Origin of the sequence: Amycolatopsis keratiniphila, assembly GCF_000400635.2 — a bacterium.
Taxonomy (GTDB): Bacteria; Actinomycetota; Actinomycetes; order Mycobacteriales; family Pseudonocardiaceae; genus Amycolatopsis; species Amycolatopsis keratiniphila.
Map to the genome: position 1 here is coordinate 1,931,692 of NC_021252.1, position 26,464 is coordinate 1,958,155.

The window sequence follows — 26,464 nt, forward strand, 5'->3', positions numbered from 1 at the left end:
TCTATTGAGGGGAACGTCAAAGGTGGCGTGATGGGTCTTCGGCGGCAAGCCCGCTCGCGCCGCGGACTCCATCACACACCTTGACTTACTCCTCAATAGAACCCAATGCCACGTAGCTTAGGTTGATCTTGGACGGGTCTTGATCGAGTAGTGACGGTTGTCGCAGGGTAAGCGCCCGGTTGTCAGGGCTGACGGGAGTCGGCCATGCCCCCAGTGTCCACTGTGGTCACTTCTCGGCGGCTGAATGTCTGATTAGTGACGACATGGGCGATTCTTTCGAGGGGTCGTGAGTGGCAAAGGTCGTTCTAACCCTCTTTGCCACTCACGACACCCACCTGAAACTGCACAAAGCGCCCAAATCGGGCAACCTGATCCGGACTGGCGTCACTTGTGGACAGTCGTGCCCCGACCCGCTACCGGTGACCTTATCCGGCTTGACCGATCAGACCGGCAACCGCTGAAGATCACCGCTAAAGATCACCTTGAGCCACGTGGCATTGGGTTATTGAGCGGTAAGGCAAGGTGTCGTGGTCGCGGGCGGGTCGCTGGTGGGGTGAAGGCTCCCTTCGCCGCGTCTAATGCGGTGAAGGGAGCCTTCGGCCCCGGTCACTTACCCGCGCCGACCACCTCGCCTCCGGCGCCTGTGTCGCGAAAGTGGCTTTCGCGACACCCGCTGGCCGGCGACCACTCCCGGAATCCCTAGGCCCTCACGGGATCACCTTCGCCTTCCGGAACTCGTCGAACAGCCGGAAGAACATCTCCGGCGTCTCGGCGTACTCGTGGAAACCGGCCCGCCGTGCCTTCGAGCCGTCCGCGAACATGTCGTAATCCCAGCCGAACACGAAGTCCGCGAACGCCCACGACGACGAAACTGCGCTGTACGGCACTTCGAGGCCGTACTTCGCGGCGATGGAGGTCCAGAGTTGTTCCTTGTCCGCCATGACGACGTTCAGCGACATCGGCAGCGGCGGCGCCACCTCCAGGTCGAAGTAGCGCGCGATCCGCGGCCAGAGGTCGTTCCACCGGAACAGATCCCCGTTCGCGATGTTGTACGCCTCGTTCTCCGAGCCGGTGGCCCACACGGTGGCCTTCGCCAGCAGTCCGGCGTCGGTCATCTCCAGGAGGCTGTCGTACGCGCCGGGTTTTCCGGGGAACCGCAGCGGCAGGCCGAGTTCCTTCGAGATCGACGCGTAGACCGCGATGGCCAGCGCCAGGTTCATCGGGTTGCCCAGCGCGGTCCCGCCGACCACCGACGGCCGGATCGCGGACCACGTCCAGGCTTTCCCGGCCTGTCGCTTCTCCAGGAACTGCTGCTGGTCCACGTTGAACTCGGGCGGCATGTGCCCGGCGTCGTCCTCGCGCGCCGGGGTCTTGAACGGGCCGAGGTGGGCGCCGTAGACCTTGTAACCCTGCATGAGGCTGATGTGCCGCAGGCCGGGCGCCACGGGTTCGATCGCATCGACGAGGTTGGTCAGCATCGCCAGGTTCGGCGGGACCAGTTCGGCCCAGGTCGGCTTGTCGACATAGGCCGCGTAGAACACGTGCGTGACGTCGTCCAGGCCGCCGAGCTTCGCGCGGGTGTCGTCCGCGTCGAGCAGGTCGACCGCGATCTGGCCGGGGCCGCCGCGCCGCGACAGGCCGATGACGCGCCAGCCGGGCAGGGTCTCCAGGTGTGCGATCAGGTTCTTGCCGATGACCCCGTTGGCCCCGGCGACCAGGGCGACCTTGCGTTCTTCGTTCATGTCTCCGAGCCTGGACCAGGCTCAGGGATAAGTCCAAGGCATAGATCTCACGGCTCCGATAAACTCTCTTCATGACCAGTCTGCGGCAGCTCGAATACCTGGTGACCGTCGTCGACACCGGCTCCTTCACCAAGGCCGCCGAGTTGCTGCACGTTACGCAGCCCGCGCTGTCGCATCAGGTGCGCGCGCTGGAGAAGGGCGTCGGCGGCCCGCTGCTCGAACGGTTGCCGCGCAGCGTCCGGCTCACCCCGATGGGCCGCGCCATGCTGCCGCACGCGCGCGCCACGCTCGCCGACGCCGAACGCGCGCGGTGCGCGGCCCGGCAGGCGTCGGGGCTGGAAGCGGGCGAACTGCAGATCGCGACGGTCTATTCGGTCGGCCTCGGGGTGCTGCCCTCGGCGTTGCGGGTGTGGCGCCGCGAGCGGCCCGACGTCGACGTCCGGCTGGTGGAGTTCCGGCACGCGGACGAACTCAGGGAGGCGATGGCGGCAGGAGAGGCCGACGTCGCGGTCGGCCCGGTCCCGCCGGACTGGGACGGTCCGGTGCGCGAACTCGGGGTCGAGGAGTTCGTCGTCGTCCTGCCGATCGACGGGCCGCGCGAGGACGACGGCACCGGCGTCGTCGACCTGGCGACCCTCGCCGACTGCGCGTGGGTGCACTACGCGCCGGGCAACGGGCTGGCCGACCTCGTCGACCAGGCCTGCGCCGCCGCGGGATTCCAGCCGAGGGCCGCGGTCCGCACCGAGCAGAGCGCGGCCGCGCCGATGCTCGCGGCGGCGGGCCTCGGCCCCGCGCTGGTCCCGGCCAACGTGCTGCCCGAAGGCTTCCGTGGCCGCGTCCTCCGGCCCGAACCGGCGATCCGCCGCACGCTGGCCGCCTATTGCCGCAGCACGCCCGACCCGCTGACGTCAGCTTTCATCGACGTCGTCGCGGGTGAGTGCACCCTCGGGTCACCGCACGGAAATCCCTGAGAGGTCCACGCCGCCGAACGTCGTTGCCTTGACGTCGCCGACCCGATCCGCCCAGACGGCGTGCCCGTGCCCGGACCACAGCGGTACCACCGGGAGATCCCGCAGCAACTGGTTCTCCACCAGCCGGTAGATCTCGCCGCTTTCGCCCGCGTCGATCTCCTCGGCCGATTTCAGCAGGTCGGCGAATCCGTCACTCTGGTAACCGGTCGCCTTCACGATCTCGGCCAGCACTTCCTGCGGGCTCGGCGTCGTCAGGGCCACGTCGATCGCGAACGGTCCTTGTCCGGGCTCGGCGGCGAGCGGGACACCGACGGCCTTGCCGACCTGCTCCGCGAGCGGCCGCTGCCAGTTCGCCTGCGACTGTCCGAAGTGGACAGGCGTGGCCGGGAACTCCGCTTGGGTCAGCAGGGATTTCCCGGCTCCGGCGTCGAACGTGCAGGGGCGGCAGGTGCTGCTGCGTTCACCGGGGGCGACCGCGGGCGGCAGCAGCGACTTCGCCGGATCCACCTGCTTGCCGAGCGCGCCGGCCTCCAGCGCCGCGCGGTCGATGCCGAGCGCGAAGCCGTGCCGGACGGTCGCGTCGGAGAAATGCGGTGCGCTCAACGGAAAGCCGAGGTAGGCGGCGGTGGGCAGGGCCCACATCACGTGCCGCTGCGCGAAATCCGCGTGCATGGCCTCGTGGCGATCGCCGGGGACGAACGTGGACAGGTCGAGCTTCCCGGCCTTGACCTCGTCGTACTGTGCCGCCGCGTCGCCGGTCTTCAATTCGACCACCCGCGCCTTGCCCGGCGCGTCGGCGACCCGGACCAGCTTGCCGCCCGACGGCTGCCACGCGCCGTCCAACCGGAACGGCCCGTTGCCGACCGGCCGCTGCGCGAAGCCCGCCCAATCACGCGAAGCCAGCGCGGACGCGGGCAGCGGGACCAGCGCGGGCGAGGAGAGCAGCGCCGGGACCTGTCCGGACGGCCGGTCGAGTACCAGCCGGATCGTCAGCGGGTCGGGTGCGGTGATCTCCTTGGCCCGCAGGAGATCCTTGACCACCCGGGACGCCTGCCACTGCTCCGCACCGATCGTCTTCCAGGTGTCCACATAGGACTGAGCGGTCACCGGGGTGCCGTCGTGGAACTTCCCGCCGTCCTTGAGCTTCACCGTCCACGTGACCCGATCGGGGCTGGAGAACGACTCGGCCGCCCGCGGCGCCGTCTTCCCCGTCGCCGGGTCGTAATCGGCCAGCGGTGTCCACAGTGCGCCGGCGACCATCCGCCCGGACTGGTCGCGGACGTCCGCGGGCAGCAGGGTCGCCGGGGTGGCCAGGCTCACGCGAAGAACGTCCGGTGCGGGCGGTTCGCCGGATTCGGTGCAGCCCGCCGCGACCAGGGCGGCGGCGAGGAGCGGGGCCAGAAGACGCAAGCGCATGGTCATGTCATAGCAGTCCCACACCGACCAATGGCGGTTGTGCGGGCAAAGTGACGATCATAAGGTGCGGGGACCAGCCTGGGAGGTTTCTGTGCGAGGAAACTGGTTGCTCCGTTCGTGTTTGGCGCTCACCACGGTCACCGCGACCTTGATCGCCACCGGCCTGCCCGCCGCCGCGTGCGGTGACGAGGACAAACCGGCCGCCGAAAAGGTCCGGGTCGCCGGTGCGCCCGGTGCGGTGAAGAACGTCAAGGCCGTCGGCAACGTGCCCGACGCGCAAGGCGCCATCGCCATGGGGTTCCTGCAGTACGGCAAGCGTGACGTCATGGCGGTTTCCGGCGAGTTCGGCCTGAAGGTCTACGACCTGACGAAGAACCCCACCGCCCCGAAGCTGATCGGCGAGGTCAGTCTCCCCGGCCTGTGGGAGACCGAGGACACCGAGGTCGACGTCAAGCGCAAGCTCGTCTTCCTCGCGCGGGACCCGCGTGCCTACGGCGGCACCACGCAGACCGGTGAATCCGGCATCTACATCATCGACCTGAAGAACCCGGACAAACCGGTCCTCCTGAGCTACACCAAGGTGCCCGCCGGTCACACGACCAGCTGCGTCGACGACTGCCGGTATCTCTGGACCGGTGGCCCCTCGAAGGCCGCGAACCAGCCCGCGGAGTGGGGCGGCCGCCCGATCTGGGTGACCGACATCCGCGACCCGCGCAACCCCAAGACGTTCCCGAACCCGATCGAACTCGCGCGCAACGACGGCAAGACCGACTACGTGCACGACGTCCAGGTCGACGCCGAGGGTGTGGCGTGGGTGTCCGGGCGGGGCGGTGTCCGCGGCTACTGGACCAACGGCTACCACCGCGATCCCGTACAGGGCAAGGTGCGCCGCGCGACGGCGTTCGACCCCGTGCCGTACGCGGGCGGCGGGATCGAGGAGACGGCGGCGCCGTCGAAGTTCATGCACAACAGCTTCCATCCGGCGGGCCACCGCTCGGCCGACGGCGCCGACTCGAACCGCTGGCGCGGCCGCGACCTGATCTACGCCACCGAAGAGAGCTTCCTCGACGGCTGTGCCGGTGACGGTGTGCTGACGATCTCGTCGCTGCGGAACTCCTACAACGGCGAAGGCTGGCGCTCGACGCCGGAGAAGCCGTTCCGTCTCGAGTCCGTCGGCACCTGGAGCGTGGCCGGGCAGGAGGGCAGCGACCCGGCGTCGGGTGACTGCTCCGCGCACTACTTCGACATCCGCGGCAAGGTCCTCGTGCAGTCGTTCTACGCGCAGGGCACGCGCTTCCTCGACGTCAGCGACCCGACCGACCCGAAGCAGATCGCCTACTTCCGCCCGGCGGACGCCAGCGCGTGGGCGCCGTACTGGCACAAGGGTTACGTCTATGTCGCCGACAACACTCGCGGAATCGACATCCTGAAGCTCACCGCCTGAGGCAGGATCTTCCCCATGCGCACCATGGGGAAGATCCTGGGGATCACGGCCGCGATCGTCCTGATCGCGGCCTGTGACCCGGTCCCGCCGAAGGAAGTGGCCGTCCACACCGATCCGGCGCCGGTCGCCGAGACGTTCCCGGAGGTCGGCGAGATCGTCCAGGCGTCCTGGGTCGAGGAGCGGATGGGCACCTCAGAAGGGCGGGTCGCGGCGCCGGGTCCGTCCGACCTCCGGCTGTCCGCGGTGGTGAAGCTTCGTCGCGAGGCCGTCGCGAAGGTGCTCGCCGACTACAAGTGCCAGGCGGGTTCCCCGGCGGTGCCTGAATCCTTGAAGGGCCTCTTCCCGTCCGGGCTGAAGTGGCTTTCCTGCGCGCTGCCCACGACCACCAAGTCGCGGACCGCGTTCGTCGCCGAGGGGTCCGAACAGGCCTTCCTCACTTCGACAACCATGTAGCGGGGAGCGATGTCGGTCGTGGGCTTGGCCGCACTGCCCCGGCCTGGGCCGAAGGCGTCCTTCACCGCATCCGACGCGGCGAAGGACGCCTTCGCCCCAACTCACGCCCCGCTCAAGAGGCCAGTAACTCCTGCAGTTCCGCCACGGCCGCGGTCAGCTCCGTCGCGAACAGCTCCATCTCGTGCGCCACGTGCTTCGGCGTGCACAGATACAGGTTCAACGACTCCGGCAGCAGCACGTACGCGACGCCGATGCACTGCGGGCTGGTCGACCCGAAACCGAAGTACCGGATGTTCACCGACGGCGCCGAGCTGGTGCTCAGGTAGTCGTTGCGCATCTTCAGCCAGCCGGGTGACGAGTACAGCGACGGGGAGTCCTCGACGCCACGCCGCTTCTGGATCAGTTGCAGCTCCCACAGGTGCTGCTCCGGCGCGTCGCCCGCCTGGCACTCCTTCGCCCGCGTGACGTGCTTCGCGGCCGCCGCGCGGAAAGCCGCCTGGCGCGTCTGGCGGTCGGCCTGCGGGTCGTTCATCACCTGGACGAACCACAGCACCTCGGGCGTCACCACACGCATCGCTTCGGTGCGCCCGTTCTGGTACTGCCGCGTCGCGATCGACTCGTACGTCGCGCCCGTGATCCCCTTCGCCCGCTTGTGCGCGAGCTGGTACGCCATCTGCGCGAAGGCATCCGGGGACATCCCGAGCTCCTTCGCCCGGTTCGCACCGAAGTCGGTGAAGGACACCGTCTTCGTAGCGGTCGCGTCGGCGTACTCGGCGAAGGCCGCCGCGGCGGCTCGGGCGTCATCGCGCAGCGCGTCGCCCAGGACGAACTCGATGACCTCGGACGACGGCACCCCGTCGGCGGGCGGCCGCTCCAGCCGTGCCCCGCTGAGCAGCGCGTCGGTGAACCCGAGGATCGTGGTCCCGTCCAGTTCGCAGTGCTCGACGTTGATCCCCGCCGTGCCGTCCTCGAACACGATCAGCGACACCGCCTTGTCGAACCAGCGGTTCCCGCTGTCGCCGTGCAGCAGGTGGTCGCACGCCTCCTGCGTGCCCGACGGCGTGAAGTCCTCCAGACACAGGCAGAACAAGGCCGTCTCGATGTCGTCGAGCGCGGCCGCGTTCCCCGCCGCCAGCAACGCTTCCCGCGTCGCCGCCCACTCGGCCCTGGCCTTGGTGGTGAAATGCCCGGCGGCGGTCCTCGGATCGTCGATGAAGTTCCCCGACTTGACGATCGCTTGCAGCCCCGCGACCAGCTGTTCGGGGGAATACGGGCGGCCGTCGGGCGCGATGACGTCCATCCGGAACGGTGTATCGCGGTGGAAGACCACGATGTGCCGCGCCCTCGACGGCCCCGGCCAGTCCTCGCGGTACGGCGTGCGCGCGGTGTCCTGGACGGCGCCGGGGATCCGCGTCGCCGAGAACAGGAACTTGTGCTGCACCATCGACTGCGGCTGACCGCGCAGCAGGATCGGCGGCACCAGTTCCTCGTCGAGCTTCAGCTTGTAGTCCACCGCCGAAGCCGCCAGTTCGGCCGCGCGTTCCAGTTGCCCCAGCGGGGACTCGGTGAACAGGAAGAAGAAGTTCGCGTTGAGGGCGATCCGGTCCCGACGGCCGAGGTAGCGGTACGGCCAGAAGGTGTCGAGCCAGCTTCGGACGTCTTCGCGCTTGTCGTAGGCCTCGAGCGCGTTCTGCAGTTCGTGCGCCGGGCTTCCCGCCGCGAGGAACTCGGCGACGGCGCCTTCGGTCTCCGCGAGCTCGCCGGGGGTGAGCAGCGGCGAGCACCACTCGAGGAACCGGCGGCAGGTGTCCTCCAGGCTGGGGACGGGGACCCGCGGCAGGATGTCCTCGTTGCCGAACGTGCGGGTGGACGGTTCCGGACTGCTCACGATCATCCTTGATCTCGAAGGGGAAGGGCGTTCAGCGCGGAGGCGAGCCCGCCCGCCGCGCCGTTCGGGCGGGAGACGAACAGCCGCGCGTACAGCCGGCCGCCGTCCTCCAGCCCACGCGGGTCGACGCCCGCGACGGACAGATTGTCCAGGATCTGCGTCTGTTCCTCAGCCGAAGCGAACTTCCGCTGCCGGAAGACGCCCTCGACCCCGGTCGTCTCGTAGTCCAGTTCGCCGAGGCTGTCGGCGACCGGGCCGTAAGAGAACATCCGGAGGACGAAATGCGCCATCCATGGCCGGTTTTCCCGCGCGATCCGCACGAGGGTCTTCTCGGTGACGTAGCCGACGCAGCCGGTCGAGATGACGATGTCGACCTCGGACAGCAACGCGCGCTGTTCGTCCGTCGGGTCTTCGCTCTCCAGATCGGCGTGGATCGCTTCGTCGATGAAGCCCGCTGCGAGCGCGTAGTCCAGCGCGGGCGCGGAGGCGTCGAGACCGATGAAGCGCACTGTGTCGTCCTCGACCATCCGGCGATCGCGCGCGATCAGTTCGTCACGGCTCAGCGACGCGGCGGACGCGTAGTGGTCGTACAGCCGTTCCATCGACGTGTCGCATCGGTGCAGTGCCGCGTTCACGCCGTACGAACAGCCGAGGTCGAGCACCGTCGGCACCTTGACATCGGCTTCCGCGCGATATTCGTCGATCAGTTTCGCGAAGTAGGCCTTCGCCTGCTGCGGGATGTCGTAGTCCAGCGGACGCAAGGTGCCGAAGAAGGCGCGTGGATCGGGAGCGGTGTAGATGTCGTCGAAATTGATCTTGCCGGTCGAATCCAAAGGCACGGCCATGCTCCTGACTTAGTCGAGCAGCTGATCGCCCCGGACCGCCGCCGAAGCGACGTGTTCCGGCAGGACCCGGCCGAACAGCTGTCTCGTCCGCTCCGGACTGCCGATGACCCCAGGGCGCTCGCTGTACGCGAAGATCGCGGAATGGCGGGCGACTGCCCCTTGAACACTACTCACCCGGTGCAGCGCGAAGCGTCCGCGAAACAGCTGAAGATCACCGGGACGGAGAGTGAGCCGCCTGATCAGGTGATCGCCTTCGCCGGCCAGGACGGCACGGACGTCGTCGAAGTTCTCCGCCGTTTCGGAGCGGATGTTCGGGCAGAATTCGAATACACCGCCATCGGCCGCTTCCTGCGTGAGCATGCTGACCGTGTACTCGTTGGTGTCGAAATGCCACGGATGCGAGCGGCCCGGTTCGATCACGTTGAGCACCAGCCCGGACAGCGGATCGGCGAGTTCGTGCAGCTCGGGGAGTTCGAAGCAGCCGGCCACGAACCGCTGGAACTCCGGGCTCGAGTACAGCTGCTGGATCACCGCGGTCGCCGGGATCCGGTCGCGCGCCACGAAAGCGTTGCCGCGTTCCATGATCGTGCGGCCCGGATGGTCTTCCGGCAGCGGAGTGTCGATGGCGATGTTGTAGGCGTTGACGCGTTCGACCTTCGCGTACGCCTCCGGAGCGATCTTCGCGCCTTCGCGGCGAAGGACGTCACGCAATTCCGGACGGATGAAGTCGGCCAGCACACTGCAGCCCGTTTCCCGCAGTTCGGCACGGGTGCGGGAAACGATTTCGCGCCACGCGGGGCTTCCCGGTTCGGACAACGGATAGCGGGCGGTATCGGCCACTTGGACTGCGCTCGCGGTCATCGACGTCCTCTCGGCTGCCCGGAAGTGATTCTCGGGTTTAGCACAGAAAACGCCCGCGACCCCCGCGCCTTGTGAGCGGTGCCACACGCAACGTGACGGCCTCCTGACTCGGGTCAGGAGGCCGTCAGTGGCTTTTCGTCAGCTGGTGACAAGCGGCAGCAGCGGACGGCGCACCGCGGTCGCGACGCCGTCGGACGCCTGGGCAGCGGCGATCCGCTCCGCGGTCGGCGTGCCGTATTCGGTGGTCCGCTGCCGCAGCGGACGGCCCAGCGGCTCGACCATCGCGCGCATGTCGCTGATCGTCTTGTACGACCCGTTCGCCGCACCCGCCATCCGGCTGATCGTCTCCTCCATCAGCGTCCCGCCGATGTCGTTGACCCCGCCCTGGAGCACCGCTCGGCTGCCCTCTTCACCGAGTTTCACCCACGAACTCTGGATGTTGTCGATCATCCCGTGCAGCAGCAGCCGGGCCAGCGCGTGCACCGCGCGGTTCTCGCGCAGCGTCGTGCCCGCCCTCGCCAGCCCGGCGAGGTAGATCGGCGAACTCTGGTGGATGAACGGCAGCAGCACGAACTCGCTGAACCCGCGCCGCCCGTTGCGCTCCAGGCCTTCCCGCTGCAGTTTCGCCAGCAGCTTCAGATGCCCGACCCAGTGTGCCGGGGTGTCGACGTGGCCGTACATCATCGTCGACGTCGTCGTGATGCCGAGTTTGTGCGCGGTGGTGACGACGTTGATCCATTCCGACGTCGGCAGCTTGCCCTTCGTCAGTACCCAGCGCACGTCGTCGTCGAGGATCTCCGCGGCCGTGCCCGGCAGCGAGTCGACGCCGGCTTCCTTCGCGCGCGCCAACCAGTCCTCGATCGAGAGGTTCGTCCGCGAAGCGCCGTTGACGACCTCCATCGGCGAGTACGAGTGCAGGTGGATGTCCGGCTGACGGCGTTTCACCTCCGCCGCGAGATCGAAGTACGCGGTACCCGGCAGATCGGGGTGGATGCCGCCCTGCATGCAGATCTCGGTCGCGCCCGCGGCCCACGCTTCGTCGACCCGGTCGCCGACCTGCTCCAGCGAAAGCGTGTACGCGTCGGCGTCGGTGCGCCGCTGGGCGAACGCGCAGAACCGGCAGCCGGTGTAGCAGACGTTGGTGAAGTTGATGTTCCGCGTGACGACGAAGGTGACGTCGTCGCCGTTCACCTCGCGACGCAGGTCGTCGGCGATCTTGGTGAAGGCGTCGAGCTCCGGCCCATCGGCGTGCAACAGGGCCAGCGCTTCGTCGTCCGAGAGGCCGGCGGGGTTCTTTTCCGCGCTGCGCAAGGCATCCCGGATGTCGGTGTCGAAGCGCTGCGGCCCGGTCTTGATGTTGCCCTTGATCTCGGCCCAGTCGCCGTAGACCGAGTCGAAGTCGCTGCGGCGGTCCTCGGTGCGCCCGACGGTGTCGACCTCGACGTGCAGATCGGTACGCCCGGCCTCCTTCCATCCGCCGTCCGGCTCCTGCCACGGGATGCCCACCGGGATGGCCTCTTCGATCGCGAGCCCGGTCTCGGTGTCGGTCAGCGGCGCGAGATGCGCGTTCATCCGCGGGTCCAGCCACGGCTCGCCCGCCTTGACGTACTCCGGGTAGATCGGCAGCCGCTCGCGCACGGTGAACCCGAGCGCCTCCGTGCGGCGTTTGAGCTCGTCGATCTGCGGCCACGCGCGTTCGGGGTTCACGTGGTCGGGGGTCAGCGGCGAGACGCCGCCCCAGTCGTCGATGCCCGCGTTCAGCATCAGTTCGTACTGCTGGCCGATCAGGTTCGGCGGCGCCTGGATGCGCATCCGCGGCCCGAGCACCAGCCGGGCGACGGCGATGGTCGCGGCGAGTTCTTCGAGGTCGGCGTCCGGGGTCGCGCGCATCTTCGTGTCCGGCTTCGCGCGGAAGTTCTGGACGATGACCTCCTGGATGCCGCCGTAGGTCTTCGCGACCTTGCGGATGGCGAACAGGGAGTCGGCGCGCTCCTCGAAGTTCTCGCCGATGCCGATCAGGATGCCCGTGGTGAACGGCACCGAACTGCGGCCGGCGTCCTCCAGCACCCGCAGGCGGACGTCCGGGTCCTTGTCCGGCGAGCCGTAGTGCGGGCCGCCCTTCTCGGTGTACAGCCGCTTCGCCGTCGTCTCCAGCATCATGCCCATCGACGCCGACACCGGCTTGAGCCGCTGGAAGTCCTGCCAGCTCAGCACGCCGGGGTTGAGGTGGGGGAGGACGCCGGTCTCTTCCAGCACCCGGATCGCCATCGCCCGGACGTAGGACAGCGTGTCGTCGTAGCCGTGCGCGTCGAGCCAGTCCTTCGCCGCCTTCCAGCGGTCCTCCGGACGGTCGCCGAGGGTGAACAGCGCTTCCTTGACCCCCATCTCGGCACCCTTGCGGGCGATGTCGAGCACTTCGTCGGGGGAGAGGAACGGCGACTCGACCCGGCCGGGGACGGTCGCGAAGGTGCAGTAGCCGCAGCGGTCCCGGCACAGCCGGGTCAGCGGGATGAACACCGAACGGCTGTAGGTGACCACGCCGGGACGGCCCGCCGCGACGAGCCCGGCGTCGCGGACCCTCGAGGCGTGCTCGGACAGCGTCTTGAGGTCGTCGCCGCGCGCCTGGAGCAGGATCGAGGCCTCGGTGATGTCGAGGGTCTTCCCGTCGCGCGCCCTGGCGAGCGCCCGGCGCATCGCCGAGGTGGTGGGGGCGTTCGGGTCAGCAGGGGATGCCATTCCCGCACGCTATGGCCGGACTCGCTCCACCTGCCAGTGTGCAACCCGCCACCGCGTCACCCACGTGGGTAAGGTCACCGTTTCCGCTGGTCAGAGCATGATCTTGGTTGCCGATCAGGGGGTGCGAGTGTATTACCTAAAGTGTGGCTTCGGTGATCGGCAAGAAGGTCGGCGGGCGGACGTACTACTACCTCGTCACCTCCGCGCGGGTCGGCGGCGAGCCGAGGGTGGTGTCGCAGCGGTATCTCGGCACGGCCGAGGAGATCGGGCGGGCGATGGACGGCGACGTCTCCGCCCCCGGCGAAGCGCGTCACCGGACCTTTGGCGACGTCGCGGCGGTGTGGGCCACGCTACGGCGGCTCGACTTCGTGCGCCGGGTCGACGAAGCCGTCGGAGCCCAGCGCGCGTCGACCACTCTGGGGACTCATCTCGCGCTCGCCGTCCTGCACCGGGCGACCGCGCCCGACACGCACTTGGGCGACTGGTGGCGCGACTCCGTCGCCAGGGAATTCATCCAGGCCGACCTTCCGAATCACCGTCGGGCGCTGCAACGCCTCACGCCCGAACGGATCGCCCGGATCGAGACCGCCGTTGCCGGCGCGGTGCTCTCCTGGCTGGGGACGGGCGACGCCGCGCTCGCCGTCGACGTCCCGCAGTTCGCCACCTTCACCACCGCCGATCCCTGCCGCTGCGAACTCGCCGGCCTCGGCCTGGTGGTGACCAAGGACGGCGCGATCCCGCTGGCGTCGCACGTGTACCCGAGGGAAGGGGCGCCGCCGTTCGCCGCACTCGCCGAGGAACTCCGCTCGCTGTATCCCGTCACGCTGGTCTTCACCGCGGGCCAGGCCGCGCAACTGGACCTCGGGCGGCATTTCGTCGGCGCGCTCCCGCTCTCGGACCATCCGGAACTGCTGGCGAAACCGCCGTCCGCGCGCAAACCCGTCGACCCGGAACGCTTCGCCGGGCTGACCGCCCTCGACACCAGGGCCGTCGTCGCCGGCGTGCGACGGCGCGTGATCCTGACCCATTCGGAGACCCTGCACAACGCGCAGGCACGCGCGTTCGGCGAGGAACTGGGCACCGCCACCCGCGAACTCGCCGGCCTCGACGCCGCGCTGGCCTCGGGCACGTACCGGGGCGACCGCGGCCAGGTGAACGCCGAAATCGCCCGGATCACCCGCGGCCGCCGCGTCGAACGGGTGCTCTCACCGGCACTGACCGGGACGAAGCCGGGGGAGATCCGGCTGACCTGGAAGGTCGACGACGCCGCGGTGTCGCGGTTGCACGACGAGTTCTTCGGCAAGCAGGTGCTGGTCACCGATCACGACTGGCCGGTGTCCGAGGTCGTCACGGCGTACCGGGCCCGCACCCACCTCGACTCGACGTTCCGCTGGCTGACCGGCCCCGCCGTCGCCGGTCCGGCGCCGCGGTGGGAGTGGACGCCGCATCGGATCGAGGTGCACACCCTGGTCACGGTGCTCGCGTCCACGGTCACCCACCTCATGCGGCGCGAGGCCGACCGCGCGGGGATGAACCTGTCGGTCCGCGAACTGATGGACAGCCTCGCGGGGATAGGGGAGACGGTGCTCCGGTATCCGTCCACCGGCGGCCGACCGCGGACGCGGCGCCTGCTGACCGAGCGGAATTCGGAACAGCAGGCGCTCTTCGACCTCTTCGGGCTCAGCTCTCTCGGTGGATATGAAGCGCGGAGAAGCTCTGCACCACCGGCATCAACTCGATGACGTTGATGTTCACGTGCTCCGGCTGCGAAGCCGCCCAGAAGACGGACTCGGCCACGTCGGCGGCCGTCAGCGGTGTCGTTCCCTTGTAGACGTTGTCGGCCTTGCTCTGGTCGCCCTCGAACCGGACCACCGAGAACTCCGTGCCGCCGACCAGGCCCGGCTCGACGTTGGTCACCCGGACGCCGGTGCCCTGCAGATCCGCGCGCAGGTTCAGGCTGAACTGGTGGACGAACGCCTTGGTCGCGCCGTACGCGTTGCCGCCGGGATAGGGGTAGCTGCCCGCGACCGACCCGATGTTGATCACGTGCCCGCGGCCGCGCTCAACCATGCCGGGCAGCAGGGCGCGGGTGAGGTGCGCGAGCCCCTTGATGTTCGTGTCGATCATCTGGTCCCAGTCGTCGAGCTTCGCCCGGTGGGCGGGCTCGAGGCCCTTCGCGAGGCCGGCGTTGTTCACCAGCAGATCGACCTCGGCGAACTCGGCGGGCAGCGAGCCGGGGAGCGCGGCCACCGCGTCGGCGTCCCGGACGTCGAGCTCGAAGGGGAGGACGTTCTCGCCCAGCTCGTCCGCGAGCTTGTCGAGCCGGTCCTTGCTGCGCGCGGCCGCGACGACCTTGGCGCCGTCGGCGGCGAACCGGCGGACGATCTCGACGCCGAACCCGGCGCTGGCACCGGTCACGAAAACGGTCTTCTCGGGCATCAGTCAATCTCTTTCAAGAATTGTGCGAACACGTCGTTGAACTCGGCCTCGCGCTCCAGGTTAGGCATGTGCGCGGCGCCGTCGATCACCGCCAGGGTGGAGCCGGGGATGAGGTCGTGCATGAGTTCGGCGTCCGCGACCGGCGTGAACTCGTCCTCGGTCCCGACGACGACCAAGGCCGGTACTTCCACGCGGGTGAGGCTCTCCCGGTAGTCCGGACGCTCGGCCCGCCCCCTGAGCGCGGCCGCCGCTCCGTCCTTCGGTGTCGTGCGCATCATCCCGAGGACGTGCGCGGCCACGTCCGGCATCGTGCGGACGTTCTCCGGGGAGACCATCTTCGTCAGCACTTCCTCCGCATAAGGGTTCAGTCCCTCCGCGAGGACGCGGTCCGCCATCTCGTTGCGGACACGCTTGCCCTCCTCCGTCTCCGCCTGGGGAGAGGTGTCGGCGAGCAGGAGCCCGGCGACGCGCTCGGGGTAGGTGCGGTGGAACTCCATGACGATCTGCCCGCCCATGGAGAGGCCGCCCAGCACGAAGCGTTCGAGACCGAGGTGGTCGGCCAGCCGGACGATGTCGGCTGCGAAGACATCGAGACCCGTCTTCTGGTCCTTCGCCGGCTTGGTCGTCTCGCCGTACCCGCGGAGGTCCGCGGTGATGACCCGGTAACCCTCCCGGCTGAAGCGTTCGGCCTGGGGCCGCCACATCGAACGGTTGAAGGGGTGGCCGTGGACGAGGACGACGGGCAGCCCGGTGCCGAGGTCGTCGTAAGCGACGGAGATGCCGTCGAGTTCCGCAGTACTCATGAGCCCGACGCTAATCGGAGCAATCGACGGGATCAATACGGTGCAATGTACTCGGAGCAATGTTCTTGCCCGGGAGTTCATCCGCGGTCTCCCGGGGCGATCACCGCGTGATCGCCGGGTCCGGGCTCGTTTATGGCCTCTGACCTGCACGAATGCCGTTAAGGTACCCCCCTGTTTTCGGGGGTTTCCGGCCATGTAAAGTTCTCTTCGTCGCCAGGGAAACCGAGCGGCCGACCGGGACACGAACCAAGCTCTCGCTCAGTGCGATTGAGTGGGTGTCCCACCAAAAACTGCTAGGAATGACTGCTTCGGATAAGGCCGTGTAGCCACGGTGCGATTCGGGGTGTGTTGCTTGAGAACTCAACAGTGTGCTAGTGAACTAAGCCAGTAGAGCTTATGTATTGAAACCTCATATTGAGGTTCCTTTGAGAGCATTAAATTGCCTCGATCAAATTTGACATTGTTGGAGAGTTTGATCCTGGCTCAGGACGAACGCTGGCGGCGTGCTTAACACATGCAAGTCGAACGATGAACCCGCTTCGGTGGGGGATTAGTGGCGAACGGGTGAGTAACACGTGGGCAATCTGCCCTGTACTTTGGGATAAGCCTGGGAAACTGGGTCTAATACCGGATATGACTTCTGCGGGCATCCGTGGAAGTGGAAAGCTCCGGCGGTACGGGATGAGCCCGCGGCCTATCAGCTTGTTGGTGGGGTAATGGCCTACCAAGGCGACGACGGGTAGCCGGCCTGAGAGGGTGACCGGCCACACTGGGACTGAGACACGGCCCAGACTCCTACGGGAGGCAGCAGTGGGGAATATTGCACAATGGGCGCAAGCCTGATGCAGCGACGCCGCGTGAGGGATGACGGCCTTCGGGTTGTAAACCTCTTTCGCCAGGGACGAAGCGCAAGTGACGGTACCTGGATAAGAAGCACCGGCTAACTACGTGCCAGCAGCCGCGGTAATACGTAGGGTGCGAGCGTTGTCCGGAATTATTGGGCGTAAAGAGCTCGTAGGCGGTTTGTCGCGTCGTTCGTGAAAACTCCACGCTTAACGTGGAGCGTGCGGGCGATACGGGCAGACTTGAGTTCGGTAGGGGAGACTGGAATTCCTGGTGTAGCGGTGAAATGCGCAGATATCAGGAGGAACACCGGTGGCGAAGGCGGGTCTCTGGGCCGATACTGACGCTGAGGAGCGAAAGCGTGGGGAGCGAACAGGATTAGATACCCTGGTAGTCCACGCTGTAAACGTTGGGCGCTAGGTGTGGGCGACATCCACGTTGTCCGTGCCGTAGCTAACGCATTAAGCGCCCCGCCTGGGGAGTACGGCCGCAAGGCTAAAACTCAAAGGAATTGACGGGGGCCCGCACAAGCGGCGGAGCATGTGGATTAATTCGATGCAACGCGAAGAACCTTACCTGGGCTTGACATGCGCCAGACATCCCTAGAGATAGGGCTTCCCTTGTGGTTGGTGTACAGGTGGTGCATGGCTGTCGTCAGCTCGTGTCGTGAGATGTTGGGTTAAGTCCCGCAACGAGCGCAACCCTTATCCTACGTTGCCAGCGCGTTATGGCGGGGACTCGTGGGAGACTGCCGGGGTCAACTCGGAGGAAGGTGGGGATGACGTCAAGTCATCATGCCCCTTATGTCCAGGGCTTCACACATGCTACAATGGCTGGTACAGAGGGCTGCGATACCGCGAGGTGGAGCGAATCCCTTAAAGCCGGTCTCAGTTCGGATCGCAGTCTGCAACTCGACTGCGTGAAGTCGGAGTCGCTAGTAATCGCAGATCAGCAACGCTGCGGTGAATACGTTCCCGGGCCTTGTACACACCGCCCGTCACGTCATGAAAGTCGGTAACACCCGAAGCCCATGGCCCAACCCGCAAGGGGGGGAGTGGTCGAAGGTGGGACTGGCGATTGGGACGAAGTCGTAACAAGGTAGCCGTACCGGAAGGTGCGGCTGGATCACCTCCTTTCTAAGGAGCAACACATCCACAGTCCTCGGGATACCCGAGACCAGCACTGTGGAGTGGCTCAGGCCTAGAAACCGAATGTGTTTCTGCCTGGGTTGCTCAAGGAATTGTGGAACTACTGGTTTATGCGATCGCCGGCGGTTGCCGGGGCGCTTGAGTACTGCTCCTTGTGAGCGTGGAAAGGGTGATCCCGGGATGGTTGGGGATGGTGTTCGCTGGCATGCTGTTGGGTCCTGAGGCAACACGCCAAGGGGCTAGTACCCTCTGGGACGTTTGTTTCTGGTGTGGTGTTTGAGAACTGTAGAGTGGATGCGAGCATCTTTGTGGTCAAGTTGTTAAGGGCACATGGTGGATGTCTTGGCTTCAGGAGCCGATGAAGGACGTGGGAGGCTGCGATATGCCTCGGGGAGCTGTCAACCGAGCTGTGATCCGAGGATTTCCGAATGGGGAAACCCAGCACCAGTTATGTGGTGTTACCCGCATCTGAATATATAGGGTGCGTGGAGGGAACGCGGGGAAGTGAAACATCTCAGTACCCGTAGGAAGAGAAAACAACCGTGATTCCGTGAGTAGTGGCGAGCGAAAGCGGAAGAGGCTAAACCGTTTATATGTCAAGCTGTCAGGCGTTGTATAAGCGGTGTTGTGGGACCCAGCGTCGAGGATCTGACAGTCCTCGGAACGATTACGCGTGTTAGTGGAACGCCTTGGGATGGGCGACCGGAGTGGGTGAGAGTCCCGTACGCGAAAACACGTTGTGGATTGTTTGTCTGGTGTTCCCGAGTAGCAGCGAGCTCGTGGAATTTGCTGTGAATCTGCCGGGACCACCCGGTAAGCCTAAATACTTCCTGAAGACCGATAGCGGACTAGTACCGTGAGGGAAAGATGAAAAGTACCCCGGGAGGGGAGTGAAAGAGTACCTGAAACCGTGTGCCTACAAGCCGTCAGAGCCCGAGCACATCCTTGTGATGTTGAGGTGATGGCGTGCCTTTTGAAGAATGAGCCTGCGAGTTAGTGCTGCGTGGCGAGGTTAACCCGTGTGGGGTAGCCGTAGCGAAAGCGAGTCTGAATAGGGCGTCATAGTCGCGTGGTCTAGACCCGAAGCGGAGTGATCTACCCATGGCCAGGCTGAAGCGTCGGTAAGACGACGTGGAGGGCCGAACCCACTTAGGTTGAAAACTGAGGGGATGAGCTGTGGGTAGGGGTGAAAGGCCAATCAAACTCCGTGATAGCTGGTTCTCCCCGAAATGCATTTAGGTGCAGCGTCACATGTTTCTCCACGGGGGTAGAGCTACTGGATGGTCTAGGGGCCTTACCGGGTTACCGAAATCAACCAAACTCCGAATACCGTGGTGTGAGAGTGTGGCAGTGAGACGGCGGGGGATAAGCTTCGTCGTCGAGAGGGAAACAGCCCAGAACACCAGCTAAGGCCCCTAAGTGTGTGCTCAGTGGGAAAGGATGTGGGATTGCCCAGACAACCAGGAGGTTGGCTTAGAAGCAGCCACCCTTGAAAGAGTGCGTAATAGCTCACTGGTCAAGTGGTCCTGCGCCGACAATGTAGCGGGGCTTAAGCACACCGCCGAAGCTGTGTCATTCGTGCATATAGATCGGCGTCTCTCTTGAAGGGATGTCTAGTCGCACGGATGGGTAGGGGAGCGTCCTGCATCCAGGGAAGCGGCGGCGGAAGCCAGTCGTGGAGGGTGTGGGAGTGAGAATGCAGGCATGAGTAGCGAATGCAGAGTGAGAAACTCTGCCGCCGGATGACCAAGGGTTCCTGGGCCAGGCTAATCCGCCCAGGGTAAGTCGGGACCTAAGGCGAGGCCGACAGGCGTAGTCGATGGATAACGGGTTGATATTCCCGTACCCGAGCACGTGCGCCCAGGATGAGGCGGTTGATACTAACCACCCAAAGCCTCGTGTTGAAGCCTTCGGGTGGATACGCGAGTGTGGAGCGTGGGATCTGATTCCGTAGTAGTCGAGTGATGGGGTGACGCAGGAAGGTAGCTCCGCCAGTGAGTGGTAGTACTGGTGTAAGCGTGTAGACCGAATGGTAGGCAAATCCGCCATTCATATAGGTTGAGACGTGATGCGTAGCCGATTGAGGTGAAGTAGAGTGATCCTATGCTGCCGAGAAAAGCCTCTAGCGAGTGCGTGCACGGCCCGTACCCCAAACCAACACAGGTGGTCAGGTAGAGAATACTAAGGCGATCGGGTGAACTGTGGTTAAGGAACTCGGCAAAATGCCCCCGTAACTTCGGGAGAAGGGGGGCCAAACACTCTGAAGTCCCTTGCGGACTAGGGGTGGGTGGCCGCAGAGACCAGCGGAAAGCGACTGTTTACTAAAAACACAGGTCCATGCGAAGTCGCAAGACGATGTATATGGACTGACGCCTGCCCGGTGCTGGAACGTTAAGAGGACCGGTTAACCCCTTTGGGGGTGAAGCTGAGAATTTAAGCGCCAGTAAACGGCGGTGGTAACTATAACCATCCTAAGGTAGCGAAATTCCTTGTCGGGTAAGTTCCGACCTGCACGAATGGCGTAACGACTTTCCGGCTGTCTCAACCACAGGCCCGGCGAAATTGCACTACGAGTAAAGATGCTCGTTACGCGCGGCAGGACGGAAAGACCCCGGGACCTTTACTATAGTTTGGTATTGGTTTTCGGTTCGGCTTGTGTAGGATAGGTGGGAGACTGTGAAGCCGGCACGCTAGTGTTGGTGGAGTCGTTGTTGAAATACCACTCTGGTCGGATTGGGAATCTGAACCTCGGACCATGATCTGGTTCAGGGACAGTGCCTGATGGGTAGTTTAACTGGGGCGGTTGCCTCCTAAAGAGTAACGGAGGCGCCCAAAGGTTCCCTCAGCCTGGTTGGCAATCAGGTGTTGAGTGCAAGTGCACAAGGGAGCTTGACTGTGAGACAGACATGTCGAGCAGGGACGAAAGTCGGGACTAGTGATCCGGCACCACCTGGTGGAAGGGGTGTCGCTCAACGGATAAAAGGTACCCCGGGGATAACAGGCTGATCTTGCCCAAGAGTCCATATCGACGGCATGGTTTGGCACCTCGATGTCGGCTCGTCGCATCCTGGGGCCGGAGTAGGTCCCAAGGGTTGGGCTGTTCGCCCATTAAAGCGGCACGCGAGCTGGGTTTAGAACGTCGTGAGACAGTTCGGTCCCTATCCGCCGCGCGCGTAGGATACTTGAGGAAGGCTGTCCCTAGTACGAGAGGACCGGGACGGACGAACCTCTGGTATGCCAGTTGTCACGCCAGTGGCATGGCTGGTTGGCCACGTTCGGAAGGGATAACCGCTGAAGGCATCTAAGCGGGAAGCCTGTTCCAAGATGAGGTATCCCACCCCTTGTGGGTTAAGGCCCCCAACAGACCATTGGGTTGATAGGCCAGAAATGGAAGCACAGTAATGTGTTGTCGAGTTGACTGGTACTAATAGGCCGAGGACTTGCCCACAAAGATGTTACGCATCCACTCTACAGCTCTGAAACACCACACAACCCCCTCGTTGTGAGGTTGTGGGGGAGTGTTTCATAGTGTTTCGGTGGTTATAGCGTCAGGGAAACGCCCGGTCCCATTCCGAACCCGGAAGCTAAGCCTGACAGCGCCGATGGTACTGCAACCGAAGGGTTGTGGGAGAGTAGGACACCGCCGGACTAACATTGAAGAAAAGGGTCTGGGACCTGGTCGAGAACCGAGAGTTCTCCCAGGTCCCAGACCTTTTTTCATACCCGGAACCCGCCACACGCGTGATTAAAGACGCGACACGCGTGATTGAAGGCGGAACACGCGTGATCAGACGGACGACACGATGCCCCGGTCGTGTCGTCCCGCCCAACACGCGTGTCGTCCACCTGATCACACGTGTCGCCCGTCCAATCACGCGAGTGACGCCTTCAATCACGCGAGTTGCGGCCTGGAGCACGCGAGTGACGGGGTCGGGCACGTGGGGGAGGGGCGGGGGCCCGAGCATTTAGAGGACTAAATGCGGGAGGGGGCGGGGCGGCGGAGGTGGTAGATGTCCATGATCCAGCCCTTTCGGGAGCGGGCGGAGGCGCGGACGGAGCGGATCTCCTCGGCGAGGTCCGCGGTCAGCGGGCCGGAGAGCAGGAGCTCGTCGGGGGTGCCGAGGTACGCGCCCCAGTAGATCTCCAGGCCCGTGTCCACGAAGCGGGAGAACGTGCACCCAGCGTCCAGCATGACGAAGACGTCGTCGACGTCCGCGGGCCAGCCGGCCTCGAGGCGGCGGCCGGTGGTGACGAGCACCGGGCGGCCGATCTGGTTCATCGTGGTCCGGTGCCGGGACGTCAGCGCGGCCACGCTGCTGACCCCGGGGATGACGTCGTACTCGAACTCGACGTTGCCCCGGTCGAGCACCGCGTCCAGCAGGGTCAGGGTCGAGTCGTAGAGCGCCGGGTCACCCCAGACGAGGAACGCGCCCCGCTCGTCGGGCCCCAGGGAAGCGATCATGTTCTCGTAGACGTCGGTGCGGAGCCGGTGCCAGTCGGCGACGGCCTTCCGGTAGTCGTCAGGAGTACGGTCGCGTTCGGGGTCCGGTGCCCGCACGACGCGGTAGCCGGGCTGCTCGACGAAGCGGTCGAGGATCTCCTGGCGCAGAGCCACCAGGTCCTGCTTTTCCGAGCCCTTGTCGAGCACGAAGAACACATCGGTCTCGTTGAGCCGCCGGATCGCCTGGACGGTCAGGTGGTCCGGGTCGCCGGCGCCGATGCCGATGGCGGAGATCTTCCTCATTTCCGCAGTGTCCCCGCACCCTCTGTGCACACCCCTACCCCCACGGGGTATAAAGGAAGTGATCGCTCCACCTGTCCTGTAGAGGAGTTCGAACCGATGGCCGAAACCACCTACACCGTCAAGGGCATGTCCTGCGGGCACTGCGCCTCCTCCGTCACCGAAGAGGTCAGCGGCATCGCGGGCGTCAGCGCCGTGAACGTGGACGTCGCCAGCGGCAAGGTCACCGTCACCAGCGAGGCGCCGCTGGACGTCCAAGCCGTCGACGCGGCCGTCACCGAGGCCGGTTACCAGCTCGTCTCGTGAGCACCGCCGTCAAGGTGTCGGCGTTCGCCGCGGCTCTGGTCGCGGTGTTCGCCGTCGCCTGGGCGATCGGCTCCGCCGTCGGGCCACTGGACGAGGAGCCGCCCCCGCCGGCGCCGGCCAGTGAGCACCACGGGCACCACCCGGGAGGTACGCCGTGACGTCCCAGCGCGTCGAACTGGCCATCGGCGGAATGACCTGCGCGTCCTGCGCCGCGCGGGTCGAACGCAAACTGAACAAGGTCGATGGCGTCTCCGCCACGGTCAATTACGCCACCGAGAAGGCGCAGGTCGACTTCCCCACCGCGGTCTCGGTGGAAGACCTCGTCGGCGTCGTCGAGTCCGCCGGCTACACGGCCCAGCCGCCCAAGCCCGACGAAGACGCGGAGCAGACCGGCTCCCTGAGAACCCGCCTCGTGGTTTCCGCCGTGCTCGCCGTGCCGGTGATCGTGCTGGCGATGGTCCCGGCCTGGCAGTTCACCTACTGGCAGTGGGTCTCGCTGGCCTTGGCCGCGCCCGTCGTCACCTGGGGCGCGTGGCCGTTCCACCGCCCCGCCTGGACGAACCTCCGCCATGGCGCCGCCACCATGGACACCCTGATCTCGCTCGGCGTCGTCGCCGCCACGCTCTGGTCGCTGTACGCGCTGCTGTTCGGCACCGCCGGGACACCCGGCATGCGCCACGGCTTCGAGCTGACCATGGAACGCGGGCACGGCGCGGGCAACGTCTACCTCGAGGTCGCCGCCGGGGTGACCACGTTCCTCCTCGCGGGCCGCTACTTCGAGGCCCGGTCCAAGCGCCGCTCCGGCGCCGCGCTGCGGGCCCTGCTCGAACTCGGCGCGAAGGACGTCGCGCTCCTCAAGGACGGCATCGAGAGCCGTGTCCCGATCGGCGAGCTGAGGACGGGCGACGAGTTCGTCGTGCGGCCGGGAGAGAAGGTCGCCACCGACGGGGTGGTGACCGACGGTGGCTCGGCCGTCGACCTGAGCATGCTGACGGGTGAAGCCGTCCCGGTCGAGGTGGTGGCCGGGGACGCCGTCGTCGGCGGAACGGTCAACGCGAGCGGCAGGCTCGTCGTCCGCGCCACCCGGATCGGCGCCGACACGCAGCTCGCGCAGATGGCGCGGCTGGTCGAGGACGCGCAGAACGGCAAGGCGCGGGTCCAGCGCCTCGCCGACCGGGTGTCGGCCGTGTTCGTCCCGGTGGTGATCGCCCTCGCGGTCGGCACGCTCGGCTTTTGGCTCGGCGCGGGCAGCGGGGCCGACGCCGCCTTCACCGCCGCCGTCGCGGTCCTGATCATCGCCTGCCCCTGCGCGCTCGGGCTGGCCACGCCGACGGCGCTGCTGGTCGGCACCGGCCGCGGCGCGCAGCTGGGCATCCTCATCAAGGGCCCGGAGGTGCTCGAGTCCACTCGCGCGGTCGACACCGTCGTGCTGGACAAGACCGGCACGGTGACCGCGGGGAAGATGAGTCTCACGGACCTGTTCGGCGAGGACGAGACCGAGGTCCTGCGCCTGGCCGCGGCGGTCGAGCACCATTCCGAGCATCCGATCGCCCGCGCCATCGTCGCGGCCGCCGAGGAGAGGCTGGGCGAGCTGCCGCAGGCCGGTGGGTTCCGCAACGTCGAGGGCCTGGGTGTCGTCGGCGAGGTCGAGGGCAAGACCGTCCTGGCCGGCCGGTCCGCCCTCCTCGACCAGCACGGCATCGCCGTCGGCGACGAGTTCGCCCAGGTCAAGAAGGTCGCCGAGGAACGCGGCGCGACCGCCGTCGTCGTCGCCTGGGACGGCGAGACACGCGGGGTGGTGGTCGTCGCCGACACGGTCAAGCCGACTTCGGCCGAGGCCGTGGCCGGGTTGAAGGCGCTCGGGCTCCGGCCGGTCCTGCTGACCGGCGACAACGCCGGTTCCGCGGCGGCCGTCGCCGCCGAAGTGGGGATCGACGAGGTCATCGCGGAGGTGCTGCCGGCCGGCAAGGTCGACGTCGTCAAGCGGCTGCAAGCCGAAGGCCGGGTGGTCGCCATGGTCGGCGACGGCGTCAACGACGCGGCCGCGCTCGCGCAGGCCGACCTCGGTCTCTCGATGGGGACCGGGACCGACGCCGCGATCGAAGCGGGCGACCTCACCCTGGTGCGCGGCGACCTGCGCGCGGCCGTGGACGCCATCCGGCTCGCCCGCCGCACGCTCGGCACGATCAAGGGCAACCTGTTCTGGGCGTTCGCCTACAACGTCGCCGCGCTGCCACTGGCCGCGCTCGGCCTGCTCAACCCCATGATCGCCGGGGCCGCGATGGCGTTCTCCTCGGTGTTCGTCGTCACCAACAGCCTGCGGTTGCGACGGTTCAGGACCGGACCAGCCGGGCGATGGCGTCGGACGCCTCCCGGACCTTGAGGTCGGCCTCTTCACCGCCCGCGGCCGCGGCGTGGACCACACAGGTGGCGAGGTGCTCGTCCAGCAGTTCGAGGGAGAACGACTGCAGCGCCTTCGTGGCCGCGGACACCTGGGTCAGGATGTCGATGCAGTACTTGTCCTCTTCCACCATCCGCTGCAAACCGCGGATCTGCCCCTCGATCCGGCGCAGGCGCTTGAGGTAGGCCTCCCGCTCGGTGCCGTAGCCCGTCATTCCCGCACCCGTTCTCTCGTCGTTCCCTGTCGTGGTCCCACTATACCCACCCCACGTATGTGCCGGACGGAGCCGAATTCGCGGGTGCCAGGATGTCGAGAACGATCCGGCCGCTCCGACTCCTGCGTGAGTGGCCGGGCACCGGCCGCGCGACCAGGAGGAACACCGATGAAGTACATGATCATGATCACGATGAACCCCACCGCCTGGGACGCCCTCCCCGAAGAGGAGCGCGACGAGGTGGTCGCCCGCATCGACCCCTTCATGAAGAAGCTCACCGAGAGCGGCGAACTGCTCGGGACGCAGGCGCTGGCGGAGCCGAAGGAAAGCACGGTGGTCCGGGTGCGTGACGGCGTCCCGGTGGTCACCGACGGCCCGTTCGCGGAGTCGAAGGAGTACCTGGCCGGCTTCTACCTGGTCGAATGCGACAGCAAGGAGCGGGCGATCGAGATCGCGGGCCAGATCCCGGACGCGCATGTCAACGCGATGGAGATCCGGCCGGTGGTCTTCTCGTCCGGCGACAACGCTTAGTCAGGTGGCGGCGGCTTCGGTGCCGGTGCGGGCTTCGGGCCTGCTCCGGCGCTGAACGGGCACTTCCGGTTTCGGTGAGTCCGGTACGGCCAGCACCACGCCGGCTTCGGTGAGCAGTTCGCGGCAGCCGGCCAGCTGTTTCAGCACGTCGTCGCGCAGGCGGAGGGCCACATCGGCCTTCTGCCGCGCTTCGGCGACCAGGCGCTCGGCCTCTTCGGCGGCGTCGTCGAGCAGTTTCCGCGCCTTCGCCTGCGCGGCTTCGTCCCGCGCGGCGAGCGCGCGCATCGCCTCCGCGCGGCGCAGCGTCATGGCGCGCTCGAAGTCTTCGGCGACCCGCTTCCGTTCTTCTTCGGCCTTCGCGGCTTCTTCGGCGGCTCGCGCGGCGATGTCGTCGGCTTCCTCGCGGGTGAGTTCGAGCATCCGGCGCGAGCGCTCCTGCAACGCGTCCGGTGCGATCGGCACGCGGCTGATCCGGTCGACGCTGGCCTTCAGTTCGCGATTTTCCTCTTGTGTGGCGGCGAGCTCGCCGGCGAGAACTTGCCCACGGCGGATCGCCTCGTCGCGTTCGGCTTCCACTCGTCGTAGTTCGGCTTCCACCTCGCGGACGAATTCCCGGACCTGCGCGCGATTGAAACCGCGCCACGCCAGATCGAAGCCGGGCATCTCCATTGGTCACCTCCAC

General features: G+C 66.4%; 19 protein-coding genes and 3 rRNA genes. 11 read left to right on the forward strand and 11 right to left on the reverse strand.

Annotated elements, in window-relative coordinates; translation table 11 throughout:
• Positions 1-707: 707 nt before the first annotated feature.
• Entirely contained in the window at positions 708-1,742 is a 1,035-nt protein-coding gene (locus AORI_RS50030) for an SDR family oxidoreductase (RefSeq protein ID WP_016332199.1), read from the reverse strand.
• A 71-nt stretch (positions 1,743-1,813) separates the two neighbouring features.
• Between AORI_RS50030 and AORI_RS50035 the strand changes: the two genes are divergently transcribed.
• Positions 1,814-2,713, forward strand: a complete 900-nt coding sequence (locus AORI_RS50035) for a LysR family transcriptional regulator (RefSeq protein ID WP_016332200.1) — start codon at positions 1,814-1,816, stop codon at positions 2,711-2,713.
• Here the strand turns inward: AORI_RS50035 and AORI_RS50040 are convergent.
• The gene (locus AORI_RS50040) at positions 2,693-4,135 is read right to left on the reverse strand and encodes a peptide ABC transporter substrate-binding protein (RefSeq protein WP_016332201.1); all 1,443 of its coding nucleotides are present in this window, start codon (positions 4,133-4,135) and stop codon (positions 2,693-2,695) included. The two genes, AORI_RS50035 and AORI_RS50040, sit on opposite strands and share 21 nt — an antisense overlap.
• A gap of 100 nt (positions 4,136-4,235) precedes the next feature.
• Between AORI_RS50040 and AORI_RS50045 the strand changes: the two genes are divergently transcribed.
• Positions 4,236-5,573, forward strand: a complete 1,338-nt coding sequence (locus AORI_RS50045; RefSeq protein WP_016332202.1) for an LVIVD repeat-containing protein — start codon at positions 4,236-4,238, stop codon at positions 5,571-5,573.
• A 15-nt stretch (positions 5,574-5,588) separates the two neighbouring features.
• Positions 5,589-6,026 carry a hypothetical protein gene (locus AORI_RS50050; protein WP_016332203.1) on the forward strand — a complete coding sequence of 146 codons (438 nt, stop codon included), beginning with the start codon at positions 5,589-5,591 and terminating at the stop codon, positions 6,024-6,026.
• Positions 6,027-6,138: 112 nt separating this feature from the next.
• Here the strand turns inward: AORI_RS50050 and AORI_RS50055 are convergent, their stop codons facing one another.
• The 4 genes from AORI_RS50055 to AORI_RS50070 form a co-directional block, all read right to left on the reverse strand.
• Positions 6,139-7,920, reverse strand: a complete 1,782-nt coding sequence (locus AORI_RS50055; RefSeq protein WP_016332204.1) for a choline/carnitine O-acyltransferase — start codon at positions 7,918-7,920, stop codon at positions 6,139-6,141.
• Positions 7,917-8,759: a class I SAM-dependent methyltransferase gene (locus tag AORI_RS50060; RefSeq protein ID WP_016332205.1), complete on the reverse strand. Its 843-nt coding sequence runs from the start codon at positions 8,757-8,759 to the stop codon at positions 7,917-7,919. The genes AORI_RS50055 and AORI_RS50060 overlap by 4 nt, the downstream gene beginning before the upstream one ends.
• Positions 8,760-8,768: 9 nt before the next feature.
• Positions 8,769-9,620, reverse strand: a complete 852-nt coding sequence (locus AORI_RS50065; RefSeq protein WP_016332206.1) for a HalD/BesD family halogenase — start codon at positions 9,618-9,620, stop codon at positions 8,769-8,771.
• Positions 9,621-9,758: 138 nt separating this feature from the next.
• The gene (locus AORI_RS50070) at positions 9,759-12,314 is read right to left on the reverse strand and encodes a bifunctional FO biosynthesis protein CofGH (RefSeq protein ID WP_016332207.1); all 2,556 of its coding nucleotides are present in this window, start codon (positions 12,312-12,314) and stop codon (positions 9,759-9,761) included.
• A 185-nt stretch (positions 12,315-12,499) separates the two neighbouring features.
• On the opposite strand from AORI_RS50070, the gene AORI_RS50075 reads away from it, so the two are divergent.
• Positions 12,500-14,098 carry an IS1634 family transposase gene (locus tag AORI_RS50075; protein WP_043847967.1) on the forward strand — a complete coding sequence of 533 codons (1,599 nt, stop codon included), beginning with the start codon at positions 12,500-12,502 and terminating at the stop codon, positions 14,096-14,098.
• Here the strand turns inward: AORI_RS50075 and AORI_RS50080 are convergent.
• Together AORI_RS50080 and AORI_RS50085 are read right to left on the reverse strand one after the other, a co-directional pair.
• Complete coding sequence (locus tag AORI_RS50080) at positions 14,037-14,795, reverse strand: SDR family oxidoreductase (protein ID WP_016332209.1); 759 nt, start codon at positions 14,793-14,795, stop codon at positions 14,037-14,039. The two genes, AORI_RS50075 and AORI_RS50080, sit on opposite strands and share 62 nt — an antisense overlap.
• Complete coding sequence (locus tag AORI_RS50085) at positions 14,795-15,598, reverse strand: alpha/beta fold hydrolase (protein WP_016332210.1); 804 nt, start codon at positions 15,596-15,598, stop codon at positions 14,795-14,797. The genes AORI_RS50080 and AORI_RS50085 overlap by 1 nt, the downstream gene beginning before the upstream one ends.
• Before the next feature lie 460 nt (positions 15,599-16,058).
• Between AORI_RS50085 and AORI_RS50090 the strand changes: the two genes are divergently transcribed.
• The 3 genes from AORI_RS50090 (at position 16,059) to rrf (ending at position 21,238) form a co-directional block, all read left to right on the forward strand.
• A 16S ribosomal RNA gene (locus AORI_RS50090) occupies positions 16,059-17,577 on the forward strand.
• 322 nt (positions 17,578-17,899) lie between these two features.
• Positions 17,900-21,037 (forward strand): 23S ribosomal RNA (locus AORI_RS50095).
• 84 nt (positions 21,038-21,121) lie between these two features.
• Positions 21,122-21,238 (forward strand): 5S ribosomal RNA (gene rrf, locus AORI_RS50100).
• The 16S, 23S and 5S rRNA genes sit together here, the layout of an rRNA operon.
• A 324-nt stretch (positions 21,239-21,562) precedes the next feature.
• Here the strand turns inward: rrf and cobF are convergent.
• A complete protein-coding gene (gene cobF / locus AORI_RS50105; RefSeq protein ID WP_016332211.1) occupies positions 21,563-22,333 on the reverse strand; it encodes a precorrin-6A synthase (deacetylating) in 771 nt (256 codons plus the stop codon).
• A gap of 96 nt (positions 22,334-22,429) precedes the next feature.
• Between cobF and AORI_RS50110 the strand changes: the two genes are divergently transcribed.
• Genes AORI_RS50110 through AORI_RS50115 form a run of 3 tightly spaced genes read left to right on the forward strand, consistent with a single transcriptional unit; the run spans position 22,430 to position 25,019 of the window.
• Positions 22,430-22,636 (forward strand): heavy-metal-associated domain-containing protein, encoded by a 207-nt coding sequence (locus AORI_RS50110; RefSeq protein ID WP_016332212.1) that lies wholly within the window; start codon positions 22,430-22,432, stop codon positions 22,634-22,636.
• Positions 22,633-22,794 (forward strand): hypothetical protein, encoded by a 162-nt coding sequence (locus AORI_RS83835; RefSeq protein ID WP_167337762.1) that lies wholly within the window; start codon positions 22,633-22,635, stop codon positions 22,792-22,794. Before AORI_RS50110 ends, AORI_RS83835 begins: the two co-directional genes overlap by 4 nt.
• Positions 22,791-25,019, forward strand: a complete 2,229-nt coding sequence (locus AORI_RS50115; RefSeq protein WP_016332213.1) for a heavy metal translocating P-type ATPase — start codon at positions 22,791-22,793, stop codon at positions 25,017-25,019. The genes AORI_RS83835 and AORI_RS50115 overlap by 4 nt, the downstream gene beginning before the upstream one ends.
• Here AORI_RS50115 and AORI_RS50120 read toward each other — a convergent pair.
• Positions 24,970-25,251: a metal-sensitive transcriptional regulator gene (locus tag AORI_RS50120; RefSeq protein ID WP_007034631.1), complete on the reverse strand. Its 282-nt coding sequence runs from the start codon at positions 25,249-25,251 to the stop codon at positions 24,970-24,972. The genes AORI_RS50115 and AORI_RS50120 overlap by 50 nt on opposite strands.
• A gap of 168 nt (positions 25,252-25,419) precedes the next feature.
• Between AORI_RS50120 and AORI_RS50125 the strand changes: the two genes are divergently transcribed.
• A complete protein-coding gene (locus AORI_RS50125) occupies positions 25,420-25,782 on the forward strand; it encodes a YciI family protein (protein ID WP_016332214.1) in 363 nt (120 codons plus the stop codon).
• Here AORI_RS50125 and AORI_RS50130 read toward each other — a convergent pair whose 3' ends face one another.
• Entirely contained in the window at positions 25,783-26,451 is a 669-nt protein-coding gene (locus AORI_RS50130; RefSeq protein WP_016332215.1) for a hypothetical protein, read from the reverse strand.
• Positions 26,452-26,464 lie beyond the last annotated feature (13 nt).